The organism is Alkalimonas cellulosilytica (assembly GCF_036325985.1).
GTDB classification, from domain to species: domain Bacteria; phylum Pseudomonadota; class Gammaproteobacteria; order Enterobacterales; family Alteromonadaceae; genus Alkalimonas; species Alkalimonas cellulosilytica.
Window position 1 is genome coordinate 172,166 of record NZ_JAUHLI010000008.1, and the last position, 14,593, is coordinate 186,758.

Genomic DNA, 14,593 nt, shown 5'->3' on the forward strand with positions numbered 1-14,593 from the left:
GGCTGATGCCGGGCACTTTCGAGTCCTTGCTGCATGATCGAGCAACTACTTCAACACCCGCAGTAAATTGCTAAAATCATCCGTCCACTGAATGGCTGGGTTCAGCGGGGTCGGCCAATTGCCTGCCAGCTGCTGAATCGCTTCTTGCCGGATAAAGTCCTGATTCGTGGTGAGCAACACCCATTCGGTCGCCGCCGGGTTTTGGCTATCGGCCGGCGTGTGAAAAAACAGCGCGTCCAACCCAAAGTGACTGGCGTGATTGCGCACCACCGAGGTTAAATCCAGGTAGTTGTTTGAGATATGCACTGCCAATACGCCATCGGTGTGCAAATGCTGCAAATACAATGTAAAGGCTTCGCGGGTCAGTAAATGTTGCGGGATGGCATCGCTGCTAAAAGCATCCAGCACCAGCACATCAAACTGCTGGCTGCCCTGTTGCTGCAACTGCTGTTGCAGCACCAAACGGCCATCTCCCAGCAACACCTCAACGATCGCAGCGCTATCGGCCAGATAACTAAAGTGCTGCTGCGCCGTGCGGATAACCGCTGGATTCAGCTCGTAAAACTGAATGCGATCCCCAGCCTCACCATAGACCGCCAGGGTGCCGGCTCCCAGACCGACCATGCCAAAATGCCGGCCTGCGTTTTTCGTACCATCCGAGGTGCTTAGCTGCGGTTGACGATACTGCAGCGCCAGCGCCACGCCGGTACCAGGCCGGTAGTAGCTCAGCGCTTGTTGCCGCTGCTCCAAAGCCAGATACTGAGCGCCATGGCTGGTGGTGCCATCAATCAGAATACGCTGTAACTGTCCGGCCACTGGGATATCCCGCACCACCAGGCTGCCGTAGAAATTACGCTCTTGATGCACGGTAAACTGGTTTAGCAACAAATGCAGCCAAATCGCCAACAGCGCAAAACTTGCAGCCCCCCCCAGCCAGGCGACTTTTCGCCACAGCACCAGTTGACGCTGCCAGGGCAGCACGGCCAGCAGCAGAATAGCCAGCAGCACCAACGGGAATTCATGGAAATCATTTAAAAGAGCCGGAGCTAATAGATTAACCAGTAAGCCACCCAACACGCCGCCAAGCGCCATCGCCAGATAAAAGCGGGTGAGCTGACTTGCTACTGGCTTTAAGCGTGCCAGCTCGCCGTGACACAGCATGCAGCCGCTGAACAGGATCAGCAGATACAAAGCCAGCTGCGAATAGAGATCGAATAACCTGCCAAAGTGGATCAGCACCAGCGCCAGCACCAAACCAATACCAAACAGGTACAGCCAGATCGCGCGTTGATACCAGTGCTCGCGGTTAAATACCAGAATAAAGCTCAGCAGATACAGTGCCAGCGGTACCACCCACAAAAAAGGCACTGGCGGTACGTTTTGCGTCAGTTGCTGCGTCACCGCCAGCAATAACACCACCCCTGCGGCCGATAAACTGAGCCAATAACCCCACTGCCTGCTACTGGCAGCAGCAACAGCTTCAGAACTAGTACTGGCCTTCGGCCACTGCCATCTAAGTAAGACCAATAGCAACAAAGCCAGGCCAGTAAAGCCCAACTGCCAGCTAAAAAACTGCTGCGACAATGGCAGCCAGGGCTCCACGATAAAAGGATAACTAAGCAAAGCCCCTAAAGAGCCTAGATTGGATAATGCATAAAGCCGGTAAGGCGAGCGCATGGGGAAACGCTCAGCAAACCAGCGCTGCACCAGGGGGGCGCTGGCCGCTACCACCAACAACGGCAGACCCAATAAAAACAGCAGCCAGCTTAAAATACTAAGCAATGGATAAGCAGATGGCTCGGGCGCTGAGACGGCACTGCCAGCCCACCACAACCAAAGCAGCGCCAACAGCACCAGACTGCCGTGCACAGTCCGTTGCTGCTTTAAACTCAGCCTATGAGTCAGCCAATGCGCATAGCTGTACCCGGCCAGCAGCATCAGTTGAAAGAACAGCATGCAAGCAGTCCAGACCGCAGCGCCACCACCGTAATAGGGCAATAACCAACGTGCTGCCAGCGGCTGGATCAGAAACAACAACAAGGCACTGAGGAAAATGGTGATGGCAAATAAAGGCACAGCTGTATCCGGCTGGTTTTACAAGGCGCTCAGCCTAGCTAAAGCCAGCACAGACTGCAAGCCTGTTCAGAGCCGCAACAAAAAACCAACGGGGCCTTGGTTGCTTACCCTCCTTCAGGTAGACTTGGCGAGTTTGTATTCACCCTCATAACAAAAAGGTCTTTCCATGAAGAAAGCATTTAAGGTTCCTCATACCCTCACCTTGCTGTTTAGCATGATGATCGTGGCCATGATTGCCACCTGGATCGTGCCGCAAGGTTTTTTTGAAACGGCCCTGACCGATACCGGACGCACGGTAGTCATTCCCGGCACCTATACCCTGGCTGAAGAGCGTGGCTTACTTACCCCCTGGCAACTGCTGACAGCCGTACCCCGCGCCTTTGCCGCAGCGCAGGATATTATTTTCTTTGTATTCATCGTTGGTGGCGTACTGGCTATCGCCCGAAAAACTGGTACTGTCGATGCGTTGATTGGTCGTTTGCTGGAAAAACACAGTGACGCACCGCATAAATTGATTTTTATGGTGATCTTCTTTTTCTCACTGGCATCTGGTGCCATCGGCACTGCCGGTGAGTACATTCCCTTTGTGCTGATTTTAGTGGCGCTGTGCAAAGCGATGCGGCTTGATAGCATGACAGCGGTCGGTATGACCGTAGCAGGCTATGGTGTCGGCTATGGGGTGTCTGCTTTTAACCCCTTTACCGTGCTTATTGCACAAGGCATTGCTGAAGTGCCGCCATATTCCGGTATGTGGTTGCGCCTGGCGCTGATCCTGCCATTTTGTATTATTGCCTACCATCATGTCTGGCGATACGCTCAGAAAGTCATTGCCGATCCCAAAGCGTCCATGGTGGCCGATTTGCCCTGCCCGGTTGGTGATATCAGCAATAAAAGCTACCCCAGCTTAAACAAGCGGCATCAACTGATCCTTGCTACTTTCCTGGTAACTATTGGCATTGCGATTTATGGTATTTCCCAGCATGGCTGGTATCTGTATGAGCTGGGTGCTTGTTTTGTCGGTTGGGGCTTACTAACCACCCTGATTGGCCGGCTGAGCTTTGACGAGGCTTCCGATAGCTTTATTGAAGGGGTCAAAGATTTAACCACCACCGCAGTACTGATTGGTATTGCCCGCGGTATCGCGCTGATTTTAGAAGATGGCCAGATCCTGCATAGCATTGTACATGGCTTGTCATTGCCACTGTCGCATGTACCGGCGACTATTTCAGCCTTTGGTATGCTGGTGATTCAAACCATCCTGAATCTGTTTGTTCCCTCTGGCAGTGGCCAGGCTTTTGTCACCATGCCGCTGATGGCACCTCTTAGCGATTTAGTGGGCGTACCGCGTCAGGTCGCCGTGCTGGCGTATCAGTTTGGTGATGGTTTCTCCAACATGATCGTGCCCACCAATGCCGTACTGATGGGCATCATTGGTATTGCCGGCGTGCCTTACGATCGCTGGTTTAAGTTCTGTATGCCGCTGCTGCTAAAGCTAATGCTGGCCGCGGCTGTAGTGCTGATGTTGGCCGTGGTGTTCGGCTACGGTGCAGATGTGCAGCCTGAAGTGGTCCTGGCGCCGGTTGAAACCGTCACCGCCCCTTAACCGAAGCTCTTGATGAAAACACCTAAACGTATTCAGCCGCTGATCGATGAAGGCCTGGTGGATGAAGTAGTGAGGCCGCTGATGAGTGGCAAAGAAGCCGCAGTGTACATAGTTCGCTGCGGTGAGACCATGCGCTGCGCTAAAGTCTATAAAGAGGCCAGCCAGCGCAGCTTTAAAAAAGCGGTGCAATACCAGGAAGGCCGTAAAGTTCGTAGCTCCAGACGCGCCAGAGCCATGGAAAAAGGCTCAGGGTTTGGGCGCAAGCAAGCCGAAGAAAGCTGGCAGCACGCCGAGGTAGATGCTTTGTATAAACTGTCCGATGCAGGCGTACGGGTACCTGCCCCTTACGGCTGCTTTGATGGCATCTTGCTGATGGAGTTGATTCTGGATGAAGACGGTGATGTTGCGCCGCGTTTAAATGATATTGAACTAAGTGCCGAACAAGCAAGGCGCGATCATCAAAGTATGATGCAGGATGTGCTGCGGATGCTGTCTGTTGGTTTGGTGCATGGTGACTTGTCTGAATTTAATGTGCTGCAAGCGCCAGAAGGCCCGGTCATTATCGATCTGCCCCAGGTGGTGGATGCCGCCGCCAATAACAATGCTCAGTGGATGCTAGCGCGTGATGTTAACAACATCACTCAGTACTATGCGCAATTTGCGCCTGAACTAGCAAACACCCAGTATGCTAAAGAAATCTGGGCTTTGTTTGAAGCCGGTAACCTGAATCCCGATACCGAATTAACCGGGGTATTTCGCGAAGCAGAGCAAGCTGCGGATGTTACTGCCGTGCTGGCTGAGATCAATGCTGTGTTCGAAGAAGTTCAAGAGCGCAAAGCCAGGCAACAAGCAGCAAAAAGCCAGGATTAGTTCAAGGAGGCAATTATTACTGCACAAGTGTGGGCTAAATGCGCTTTTTGATGCAGTGTCTGAAGTTTAAACAACGGAAAGCAGCTAGCTTCCAAACCACTTTCCATTTTAAACAGCATCATTAACGCATAGCAGGTTTTACTTCGGTTACTTTGAGTTTCGCGCTATGCAGCTCGGCTGCACCATGCACGCCCACCCAAATATTGTACTGCCCTTCTCTTGGGTTTTGGAAAATAACCATTGGGTTTAAGCCAATAAAATCATCATTGCAGTACCAACGCCCATCCGGTGCATTGACTACCAGGGTGGTATCGGCATCCGACTCGACATGAATATAAACCACCGCACTGCTACCGGAAAAGTTAAAGTCTACATCAGGCCTGCTATAATTGATGAAGCCTTTACAACCTGGGGCTAAAGACGATGTCACTTCACGCCCTCCTCCCGCTTGCAAATCCTGCACCCAGGGATCTGGTGTAAAACCTGCGGCAAGGCTGACCGTGCCATAAACAGGGTTACCTTTCCAGTTCGGCTCATCAGCCTGAGTCATGGCACTAAAGCAGGCAGTAGCTGCCAGCATGCTTACTTTTAGCAGAGCGACCTTGTTGGTGGATAACGACAAGCCCTTGTACATTTTTCATTCCTTATAAATAATGTTCTGATATGAACGGAGTAAAAATATAGGGCAATTCAAAAGCTGTCAATCACCATCATAGACTTTGTAAGATCGAATAAAAAACAGGCCAAACGTAGCAGTAACTGACTGTTTTTTTTGAAAAATAAGGAATTTTACTATGGATAAGTCTTAGCAGGACAGGCCGCTAAGTTCGTAGCGATGAGCGAGCCAACTGAAGGACCGCTTCGCAAAAAGCGATCAGACCTAAAGTGATAAACAGAGAAATATACAAAAGAAGTGGCGGAGCGGACGGGGCTCGAACCCGCGACCCCCGGCGTGACAGGCCGGTATTCTAACCAACTGAACTACCGCTCCGCGAAAAGCGATTTGGCATTAGAGCCAACAATAGTGATGTACAAAGAAGTGGCGGAGCGGACGGGGCTCGAACCCGCGACCCCCGGCGTGACAGGCCGGTATTCTAACCAACTGAACTACCGCTCCGCAGCGGTATACACCAACTAAAGCTTTGCAATCGATCCGATAGTGGCGGAGCGGACGGGGCTCGAACCCGCGACCCCCGGCGTGACAGGCCGGTATTCTAACCAACTGAACTACCGCTCCGCTATCGGATGCTGCAAAAGGTTTGGCGGAGCGGACGGGGCTCGAACCCGCGACCCCCGGCGTGACAGGCCGGTATTCTAACCAACTGAACTACCGCTCCAAACCAAGGTGCGCTGCCCATCTTGTCAGGGATGTTGCAGTGCGGCGGGAATGATAAGGGTTCGGGTTTTCTGCGTCAACACCTTTTTGGCCGCAATTGCGCAAAGCTTAATCATCCGGTAACGATAAGTCGAGAATATCGTCCAAATCATCTTTTTTAGCGGCAGGGGCGCCCTGCTTGGCTTCGCTTTCCTTGTTCGGTTTGTTGTTATCGGCCGTTGCAGCCGCTTTTTTCTTTGGCAGTAAATCACGTACCGACTTGCCGGTGAGCATCAACCAGATAAAAAAGCCGCCTATCGATAGAATTAAAACATTCACACTGATCACCCATCCCCACGGGAAAGCAGCGGCTTGTTCCAACTCTCTTCTGGCTGCCTCTTCGGCCAGGATCTCTTCAGGCAAACGTTCCAGCTCAGGGGCCTGAAAAGTTTCGAGATTCACCGAAAAATCCACATTAGGCAGGGTCAGCATAAACTCCCGGCCATTACGAAGTTCACCAAAGGCCTGGATTTCAATCATATAGCTACCATAGCCCCGATGCTCCAGCTGCAAGCGATGAGCACCAAATTCAGACCGCTGCAGGCTAAATGCCTCGGTATCTCCATCCGGATAACGCACCCGGCCTTGCAAAATCAGGCTTTGAGCTTTGACTTCCTCGTTCACCACCACAAAGTTCAGTTGATGCTTGGCTTCGACATGTTCGGCTTTGGTCAGCTCCGCTTTGATTGGTATCGGATGAATCAACACCGGGGCTTGCTCTACTTCTCTGGTATAAAGCGGTGTTTTTACCAGGTATTTAGGAACCCACTCACCAGCGGCAAAACTCAGCTGGAACTCACCGGTAAATACCCCATCCCGGGCTCGTTCATCAAACCCCCGGCCGTCATCGCGGAATTGCGCGACCTGCACAATGCCCCGACCAAAATTGTCATAATCAGGGTTGTTGGTGCTGATAAAAATCACATCCAACGTTAGAATTTCACGGAAGTCTCTGGCATTAATCGGCTCACCAGCATTTTTTAGTCTGGCCGTTACCTTTAGGGTTTCGCCACTCATCAGATGATCTGGCAAAGGATCCACATCCAAAATAATATCGCTAAGTACCATAATCCGGCTTTCAGCTAAGATGCGCCCTAACGCCTGCCAGGGGCCTGCCATCGGCCGGGGAATCTGGATCAAATCGTAGTTACGGCTGGCATGCCATTCCACTTGCTGCTCTTCGGCATTTCGTACATTGATTTTACTGCCATCGGGCCGTACCAGAATCACGGAAGGTGAGCCCGGCCGGCGGAACATCAGTAAAGTAATTTCATCTACCTCGCCATCAATCCGAAAGCGATTGTCAAACAGCGAGATTTGGTTGCGGGTTGGCAGTTGCTGCAACATTTCAAAGCCAATATCAAACGGAGTATCTTGCAGTAACTCTGGAAAGTCCAGCTCCAGCTCCTCTAGCTGCTCCATGGTTAGCTCTGGCTCCGGGTCTGGTACAGGCTCAGGTTGGGCCAGTACCGCCAGACTACATAGCAAAAGTAAGCATAATAAATAACTCAGAGCTCTGGCCATAATGTGGCTCCGGATTTTTTGGCAATCAGTTGCAAGTGCTGTTGATGCGCTTGCAATTCCTGCTCGCTGGCTGCGATCACTTTCAAGGCACCGCTGCGTCTTATCTGCGCTGGTTGCCTCTGTTCACCACTGTCGTTTTGCTGCTCTGATGCCAGGTTCAGACTCACCTGGCCACCGGTCATCCGTAGATAGACATCCGCCAGGATCTCAGCATCCAGCAAAGCCCCGTGCAGGGTTCGATGACTGTTGTTGATATCGTAACGCCGGCAAAGAGCGTCTAAGTTGTTTTTCTGGCCAGGGTGTAGATCCCGCGCCAGCTTCAGCGTATCCAGAATGGCACAGTAACCCGCTACAGGAGGTAAAGTTGGCCGCAGCAGACTAAACTCGTGGTCAATAAAACCAACGTCGAAAGCTGCGTTGTGAATAACCAGCTCAGCTCCCTGAATGTAGTGATAGAAATCCTGGGCGATATCGCGGAACTTTGGCTCATGCATCAAGCGTTCATTGGTAATACCATGCACCGCAATGGCTTCGGCTTCAATATCCCGCTCCGGGTTGATGTAGACATGGTAGTTATTGCCGGTAAAACGCCGGTTCACCAGCTCCACACAGCCAATCTCAATGATTCGGTGCCCTTCTTTTGGGTTAATGCCGGTGGTTTCTGTATCAAGTACAATCTGACGTTTTGCCATCTCAGGTTCCGCTGCCATCGCTTTTACGGTAAATTATAACAACAATGCCAAAGCACTGCGCGCCTTGTCTGCATAGCCCATTGAATCATAGGACATCTGTATGCAAAAAACCGTCACCATCTTTACAGATGGCTCTTGCCTTGGCAACCCTGGCCCAGGTGGTTATGGCATCGTGCTGCGTTATCAACAGCACCAGAAGGAATTAAGCGCTGGTTTTGTGCAAACCACCAACAACCGAATGGAGCTGCTGGCAGCCATTGTTGCGCTGGAAAGCCTGAAATCGCCTTGTCAGGTGGAGCTCTATACCGACAGTCAGTATGTCCGGTTGGGTATCACCCAGTGGCTGGTTGGCTGGAAACGCAATAACTGGCGGACCAGCCAGAAAAAAGCCGTGAAAAACCAGGATCTATGGCAGCGTCTCGACAGCGCCAGTCAGCGCCATCAAATCAACTGGCACTGGGTGAAAGGCCACTCTGGACATCCGGAAAATGAACGTTGCGATGAACTGGCACGAGCAGCGGCAACGCATGGCGCTACCGCTATTGATCAAGGCTTTGTTGCTAATAAGGAGGAATAAGGCTTAACCTCCCTGGCCCAACAGCTTTTCCAGCTCGGCAACAAAAGCCGGATCAGCAGGACTAACCCGACTTCCAAAGTGCACTACGGTTTGCTCATCGGCACTGACTAAATACTTGTTGAAGTTCCAGGACGGCTGCTCGCCTGTTTTGTCAATCAAAGCACGAAACACAGGGTTGGCGTTACGTCCCCGTACTGAAGTGGTTGAGAACATAGGGAATTCAACCCCATAGTCTAAATAACACACTTCAGCCGTTCTGGCTTCATCGCTGTGTTCCTGACGAAAATCGTTGGAAGGAAAACCCAACACCACCAAGCCTTGCTCGCGGTAATCATGATACAGCTGCTGCAAAGCTTCAAACTGAGGAGTGAAACCACAACGACTGGCGGTATTGACCACCAGCAGTGTTTTCCCTTTGAATTGCTCGCATAAATCCACTGTCTCACGGGTATTGAGTTGCTGCATTGAATGACCTAACACAGCTCCGCATTGATTGGCCATCACCTGACTGCTAAAGGCCGCAGCAGCAACCGCTGCTAACCACCATGTTTTCATGACTAACTCCCACATTATGTTGTCCACTTAGCATGATTTATACGTGGCCATTATGCAAATGGATCGGCTATTTAACAGCAATAAGCCCTTGATTGGTCTAGAATAGGGAAATTGACTGGCAAAAGCTAAATACAGTCAGCCTTTAGCACTTACCGAATTTATCAACCACAAAAGCCGATGACCAAAACCATACTTAGCAAGCTGTCGAAACACAAATATCACCCCCTGGCTATTGCAAGCTTACTGGCAGCACTTTTGCTTAATACTGCATTTGTCTGGTATCTGGATACCCAACGTAGCCAACGCCAATCCATGGCAACGGCTCAGACATCTCAGGCTTTTCTGAATCAATTGCAACTTCGCCTGGAGCGCAACTTCACGGCAGCCTATGCCATTGCCGCAGGCATCAATCAGGCTGGTGCCGAACAAATCGAGTTTAGCGCCTATGCCAGAGAGTTACTGAACTATTATCCGGATATTGTTGCGGTTTCACTGGCTCCCAATGGGGTGATCAACGATGTTTACCCTTTAGCTGGCAATGAACAGCTGCTGGGTTTTGATATGTTCGCTCACCCGGCGCAAAGCATAGAAGCGAAACGCGCGAAAGCCGCCGGCAAACTTCGTTTAAACGGCCCTTTTGCCCTGGTGCAAGGTGGCAGTGGCGTAGTTGCCCGCTTACCTTTGTATCAGCAAACCAATAAGGGCGGTTTCCAGGGGTTTATTAATGTCACCTTGCTGCTGGATCCCATGCTGGATGGCCTGCATCAGGAATATTTCAGCGAAAGTTCCTTTGCTTATAAGCTATGGCGCTATGACGCTGAACAGCAAACTCAAATAATACGGCAACATGCTAACCCTGCTGCCAACAGCCTTTCTTTTACCCTGCCACTGGCTGACAATCCCTGGCAATTGGATATGCACTACCAACCTAGCTGGCAAGAGCAGCTCACATTCTGGCTGGAAGTACTGTTTGCACTTTTTTCCAGCCTGCTGCTCTATAGCTTTGCCTTATTCTATTTACAACTACGCAGTCAACGTGGCCTACTCGAACATCAGGTCGTTAAACGTACCGATGAGTTGCAACAAACATTGCAGCGTTACCGCTCTTTTATTCAGGCATCCAATACCGGTGGCTGGGAGTACGATCACAGCCGCAACTTTCTCAAATGCAGCCAGGAATACTTCAGTATGCTGGGCCGCAGGCGGGAACACTATGATCAATCCGGTCAGGATAATCTGGCGGCAACCTGGCTGGATTTAATGCACCCCGATGATGTTACCGCGGCCAGCCAGGCTTTTATCGACTACTTGCAACAGCCCGATGGTATGTACGAAAGCCAGTTCCGGATGCGTCATCAGGACGGCCACTGGGTGTGGGTTTTATCGCGCGGCCGGGCCATGCTTAATGAGGACGGCAGCCTGTCTCCAATTGTTGTTGGCACTCATATTGATATCAGTAGTCAAAAACAAGCTGAGATGAGGTTGCGGCTGTTGGAGCAGTTATTTGAGCAAAGCTCCGAGGGCATGCTAGTCACGGATCCAAACCATACCATCGTATTAGTAAACAGGGCCTTCACCGCTATCAGTGGTTACAGCAGCGACGAAGTTATGGGCCAAACCCCCAAACTACTCTCCTCCGGTAAACACAACAAAGATTTTTACCAAGCGATGCAGCAGGCTATACAGCGCCATGGCAGTTGGCAGGGCGAGATCTGGAATCGCCGCAAAAATGGTGAGCTCTATCCGGAATGGCTGAGCATTTCACAAATCAGAGATGCCAAAGGACAGCTGAGCCACTATGTCGCGCTGTTCAGTGATATCAGCACTTACAAGCAAGATCAGGAAAAGCTCAATTTACTGGCACACTTTGACACCCTGACTCAACTGCCAAACCGAACACTACTGATTGACCGGACCGAACAAGCCATTCAACGTGCCAAACGTGCCGGCCAGCAGATTGCCATGCTGTTTATTGATCTGGATCGCTTTAAGAAAATCAATGATGCGCTCGGGCATGACATCGGTGATGAGGTGCTGGTACAAGCCGCAAAGCGCTTGCAAGCCATGACCCGCAGCCAGGATACTTTGAGTCGCTTAAGCAGCGATGAGTTTATCCTGTTACTACCCGATACCAATCAGGAAGCCGCCGGCCGGCTGGCTAAGCGTATTCTTGAAACCATGCAAACACCTTATCAATTTGCCAAAGAACCACTGAGCATCTCGGCTTCCATTGGCATCGCTATCTTCCCGAACGATGGAGCCAACTTCTTTGAGCTAAACAAGCATGCCGATATCGCCATGTTTAAAGCCAAAGAAGATGGCCGCAACAAATACTGCTTCTTTACTGCCGGTATGCAAAGCCAATTCAATCGCCAGCTGCAACTGGAAAATGCCCTCAGGCTTGCGATCACCAACAATCAGCTGCAGTTAGCCTATCAACCACAGCTCTGTCTGGAAAAAAACACCCTGACAGGCTTTGAGGCCCTGCTGCGCTGGCAGCATCCGGAACTGGGCTTCATTTCGCCGGCCGAGTTTATTCCGGTAGCAGAGCACAGCGGTTTGATGATTAAACTGGGTGAATGGGTGCTGCAACACGCCATTCAACAGCAAAAGCGTTGGTACCAGCATGGCTATACCGAACTGGTGATGGCCATTAACCTGTCTCCGGTACAGTTTCGTCAGCCCGAGTTATTGGACATTATTAGCACCCAACTGGAGCTGGCCAAACTGCCGGCCCATTGCATTGAGCTGGAAATTACAGAAAGTGCCATGGTCGAGGATGCCGAACAAGCCATCAAAACGGTGGATGCGATTCGGCACAAAGGCATCAGCCTGGCCATTGATGATTTTGGTACCGGTTACTCTTCGCTTAGCTATCTCAAGCGCTTTCATTTAAGTAAGCTGAAAATCGATCAGTCTTTCGTGCGTGAACTGTTAGATAGCCCGGAAGATCGTGCCATCGTCACAGCAATCATCCGTATGGCGCAAAGCCTGGGGTTAAGAACCATCGCGGAAGGGGTGGAAACCGCCGAACACCAGAGTTTATTGCAACAATTAGGTTGTGATGACATTCAGGGCTATCACTATGGCCGCCCTATGCCGGCAGAAGCAGCGACAGCCTTTATTCAGCAAGCGTTTGTGCATCAACAAGCCTGATAATCATAATGAATTTCGCGAGTAACCGTTCTATTTTTCGGCTATAACCCTGCTATTATTTTATTACCCAACAAAATCATCATGTTGTGTATATTTTTCAAAAAAAGGGACTTTTAATCCCTCAAGCTTTGAACCAAACCAATCACGGAACAGTAAACATTGATGGACATTTACTGGAGAATCCATCATGGCGACTTTCTACCGTTTGCTCTGCAACATGACCGTACGAAAAAAATTATTCAGCGGCTTTGGTTTAGTTCTCGCCATCCTGCTAGGGATCAGCTGGCTTAGCATGCAAGCCCTAAGTAGCCTGGGTGAGCGATTTGCCCTGCTCAATCAGGTTAAAACCATCAGCATTCTGGTGGGCGAAGCGAGGCAGCAGGAAAAAAACTTTATGCTGCGCCTCGATGAGCAGTACTTAACCGAAGCAAATGCATTGATTGACCAAGGTATTCAGCTGGCAAATCAGGCATCAGCCGCCTTCACCACAGCTGAGAGTATTACTCAGATGCAACAAATGCAGCAAGAAGCCAACCGCTATCAGCAGGAGCTAACCACCTATATGGAGCTGGAACGCAACAGCCAATTGCAGCAACAGCAGATGGAAGAAAATGCCCGTTATGCTCTAGAGGTATTCAATCAGTTGGAGCAGCAATTTCGGCAACAAACCCTCGTATTGATTCAGGCGCAGGGTGATCAGGCCAGTATCCAAAGCCTGCATCAGGCACAACTTGCCAGCGATGCCGCCCGGGCTTTATTGGAAGCCCGTCGGCTTGAGCGTACTTTTGTACAGAGTGAGTCGGCCAGTGATTACCAGGCACTACAGCAGCAACTGGGACTGGTTGAGCAATACAGCCAACAACTTCGGCAAAGTGGACTGCACAGCTCACTGCTGACCGAGCTCGACTACAGCCTTGGGCAGCTGCAACAGTATCAGCATTATTTCTCCGAGTTTCGTCGTTTGGTTGATGCGACCAATAACTCTGAACAGCAACTCAATACGCAAGCCAGATTAATGGTCGACAGCGCAGAGCAGTCGCTGGAGAGACAGCTGGAGCAAATGCATCACCAACAGCAGCAGCTTCGCTTGGTTCTGCTGGCGGCAAGTAGTCTGGCACTGCTGCTGGGGATTGCTGCAGCCATACTCATCACCCGTTTGATTGTACAACCACTGCAACAGGTGGTCGCAGTTGCCAATAAAATTGCCAGTGGTGACTTAACAGAAGATTTGCACAGCGATCGCAAAGATGAATTAGGGCAATTATCACAAGCCATGCAGCGCATGACCGTTAGTCTGCGTCAGCTGATTCTTCGGCTATCCAGTGGTATTACCCAACTAGCAAGCTCAACCGAAGAAATGGCGGTGATTTCCCAGCAAACCAGTGCTGGCGTAAGCCAGCAAAAAGTAGAAACGGAGCAGGTAGCTGCCGCCATGAATGAAATGACAGCGACCGTGCAGGAAGTGGCCCGCAGCGCGGAGGAAGCATCGCTAGCAGCAACCAATTCAGCACAGCAAGCTGAGATGAGCAATCAGATCCTGGATAAGACCATGACCGGTATCAAGCAACTGGCCCAAGATGTCAATCAGTCGGCAGTATCCATTGCTGAGCTAAAAGATGAAGCCGACAGCATCGGCTCCATTCTGGATGTGATTACCAATATTACCGAGCAGACCAATTTATTGGCACTAAATGCAGCCATAGAAGCAGCCCGCGCCGGTGAAGCAGGCAGGGGGTTTTCGGTGGTAGCTGATGAAGTGCGTCAGTTGGCAACACGGGCTCAGGCTTCCACCACCCAAATCAATGAGGTGATTCAGCGTCTGCAACGCAAAGCGGAGTTGGCTGTGACAGCCATGCAGAGCAATACTGAGCGGGCCAATGAGGTGTTTGAGTCCACCGATGATGCCAGCGAGGCCATCGAGACGATTTTAAAAGATATCCAGAACATTCAGCAAATGAACCAGCAAATTGCTGCAGCAGCGCTACAGCAAAGCACCGTGGCAGAAGAGATTAACCGTAGCCTGACCAATATTCAGGTCGCCACCGAACAATCCTCAGTCGCCATTGAAGAAACAGCAAAAACCAGCAGCACCCTAAGTCAACTGGGGCTGGAGCAGCAAGAGCTGGCACACCAGTTCCGCTTATCCGCCGCTTAACCCAACCGGC

Annotated in this window: 10 protein-coding genes and 4 tRNA genes; 5 read left to right on the forward strand and 9 right to left on the reverse strand. The window is 51.0% G+C overall.

Going from position 1 to position 14,593, the window contains the following annotated elements; translation table 11 throughout:
• Nucleotides 1–45: 45 nt before the first annotated feature.
• Entirely contained in the window at nt 46–2,076 is a 2,031-nt protein-coding gene (locus tag QWY20_RS09790) for a spermidine synthase (protein WP_330128839.1), read from the reverse strand.
• Nucleotides 2,077–2,242: 166 nt separating this feature from the next.
• On the opposite strand from QWY20_RS09790, the gene QWY20_RS09795 reads away from it, so the two are divergent.
• Nucleotides 2,243–3,679 (forward strand): YfcC family protein, encoded by a 1,437-nt coding sequence (locus QWY20_RS09795; protein WP_330128840.1) that lies wholly within the window; start codon nt 2,243–2,245, stop codon nt 3,677–3,679.
• Between the two features lie 12 nt (nt 3,680–3,691).
• Nucleotides 3,692–4,549, forward strand: a complete 858-nt coding sequence (locus QWY20_RS09800; RefSeq protein WP_330128841.1) for a PA4780 family RIO1-like protein kinase — start codon at nt 3,692–3,694, stop codon at nt 4,547–4,549.
• A gap of 121 nt (nt 4,550–4,670) precedes the next feature.
• Here QWY20_RS09800 and QWY20_RS09805 read toward each other — a convergent pair whose 3' ends face one another.
• The 7 genes from QWY20_RS09805 to dnaQ form a co-directional block, all read right to left on the reverse strand.
• Complete coding sequence (locus tag QWY20_RS09805) at nt 4,671–5,183, reverse strand: peptidase S1 (protein ID WP_330128842.1); 513 nt, start codon at nt 5,181–5,183, stop codon at nt 4,671–4,673.
• A gap of 280 nt (nt 5,184–5,463) precedes the next feature.
• A tRNA-Asp gene (locus tag QWY20_RS09810) sits at nt 5,464–5,540 on the reverse strand.
• Between the two features lie 49 nt (nt 5,541–5,589).
• Nucleotides 5,590–5,666, reverse strand: a tRNA-Asp gene (locus QWY20_RS09815).
• A gap of 43 nt (nt 5,667–5,709) precedes the next feature.
• Nucleotides 5,710–5,786, reverse strand: a tRNA-Asp gene (locus QWY20_RS09820).
• 23 nt (nt 5,787–5,809) lie between these two features.
• Nucleotides 5,810–5,886, reverse strand: a tRNA-Asp gene (locus QWY20_RS09825).
• Nucleotides 5,887–5,993: 107 nt separating this feature from the next.
• Nucleotides 5,994–7,448, reverse strand: a complete 1,455-nt coding sequence (locus tag QWY20_RS09830; protein WP_330128843.1) for a TIGR03503 family protein — start codon at nt 7,446–7,448, stop codon at nt 5,994–5,996.
• Nucleotides 7,433–8,140, reverse strand: coding sequence for a DNA polymerase III subunit epsilon (dnaQ, locus tag QWY20_RS09835; protein WP_330128844.1), 708 nt, complete (start codon nt 8,138–8,140; stop codon nt 7,433–7,435). Before dnaQ ends, QWY20_RS09830 begins: the two co-directional genes overlap by 16 nt.
• Nucleotides 8,141–8,240: 100 nt before the next feature.
• On the opposite strand from dnaQ, the gene rnhA reads away from it, so the two are divergent.
• Entirely contained in the window at nt 8,241–8,717 is a 477-nt protein-coding gene (gene rnhA, locus QWY20_RS09840) for a ribonuclease HI (protein WP_330128845.1), read from the forward strand.
• A gap of 3 nt (nt 8,718–8,720) precedes the next feature.
• Here the strand turns inward: rnhA and QWY20_RS09845 are convergent, their stop codons facing one another.
• Nucleotides 8,721–9,272: a glutathione peroxidase gene (locus QWY20_RS09845; protein WP_407935419.1), complete on the reverse strand. Its 552-nt coding sequence runs from the start codon at nt 9,270–9,272 to the stop codon at nt 8,721–8,723.
• A 177-nt stretch (nt 9,273–9,449) separates the two neighbouring features.
• Between QWY20_RS09845 and QWY20_RS09850 the strand changes: the two genes are divergently transcribed.
• A complete protein-coding gene (locus tag QWY20_RS09850; protein WP_330128846.1) occupies nt 9,450–12,428 on the forward strand; it encodes a bifunctional diguanylate cyclase/phosphodiesterase in 2,979 nt (992 codons plus the stop codon).
• Between the two features lie 187 nt (nt 12,429–12,615).
• Nucleotides 12,616–14,583 carry a methyl-accepting chemotaxis protein gene (locus QWY20_RS09855; protein WP_330128847.1) on the forward strand — a complete coding sequence of 656 codons (1,968 nt, stop codon included), beginning with the start codon at nt 12,616–12,618 and terminating at the stop codon, nt 14,581–14,583.
• Nucleotides 14,584–14,593: the final 10 nt, after the last annotated feature.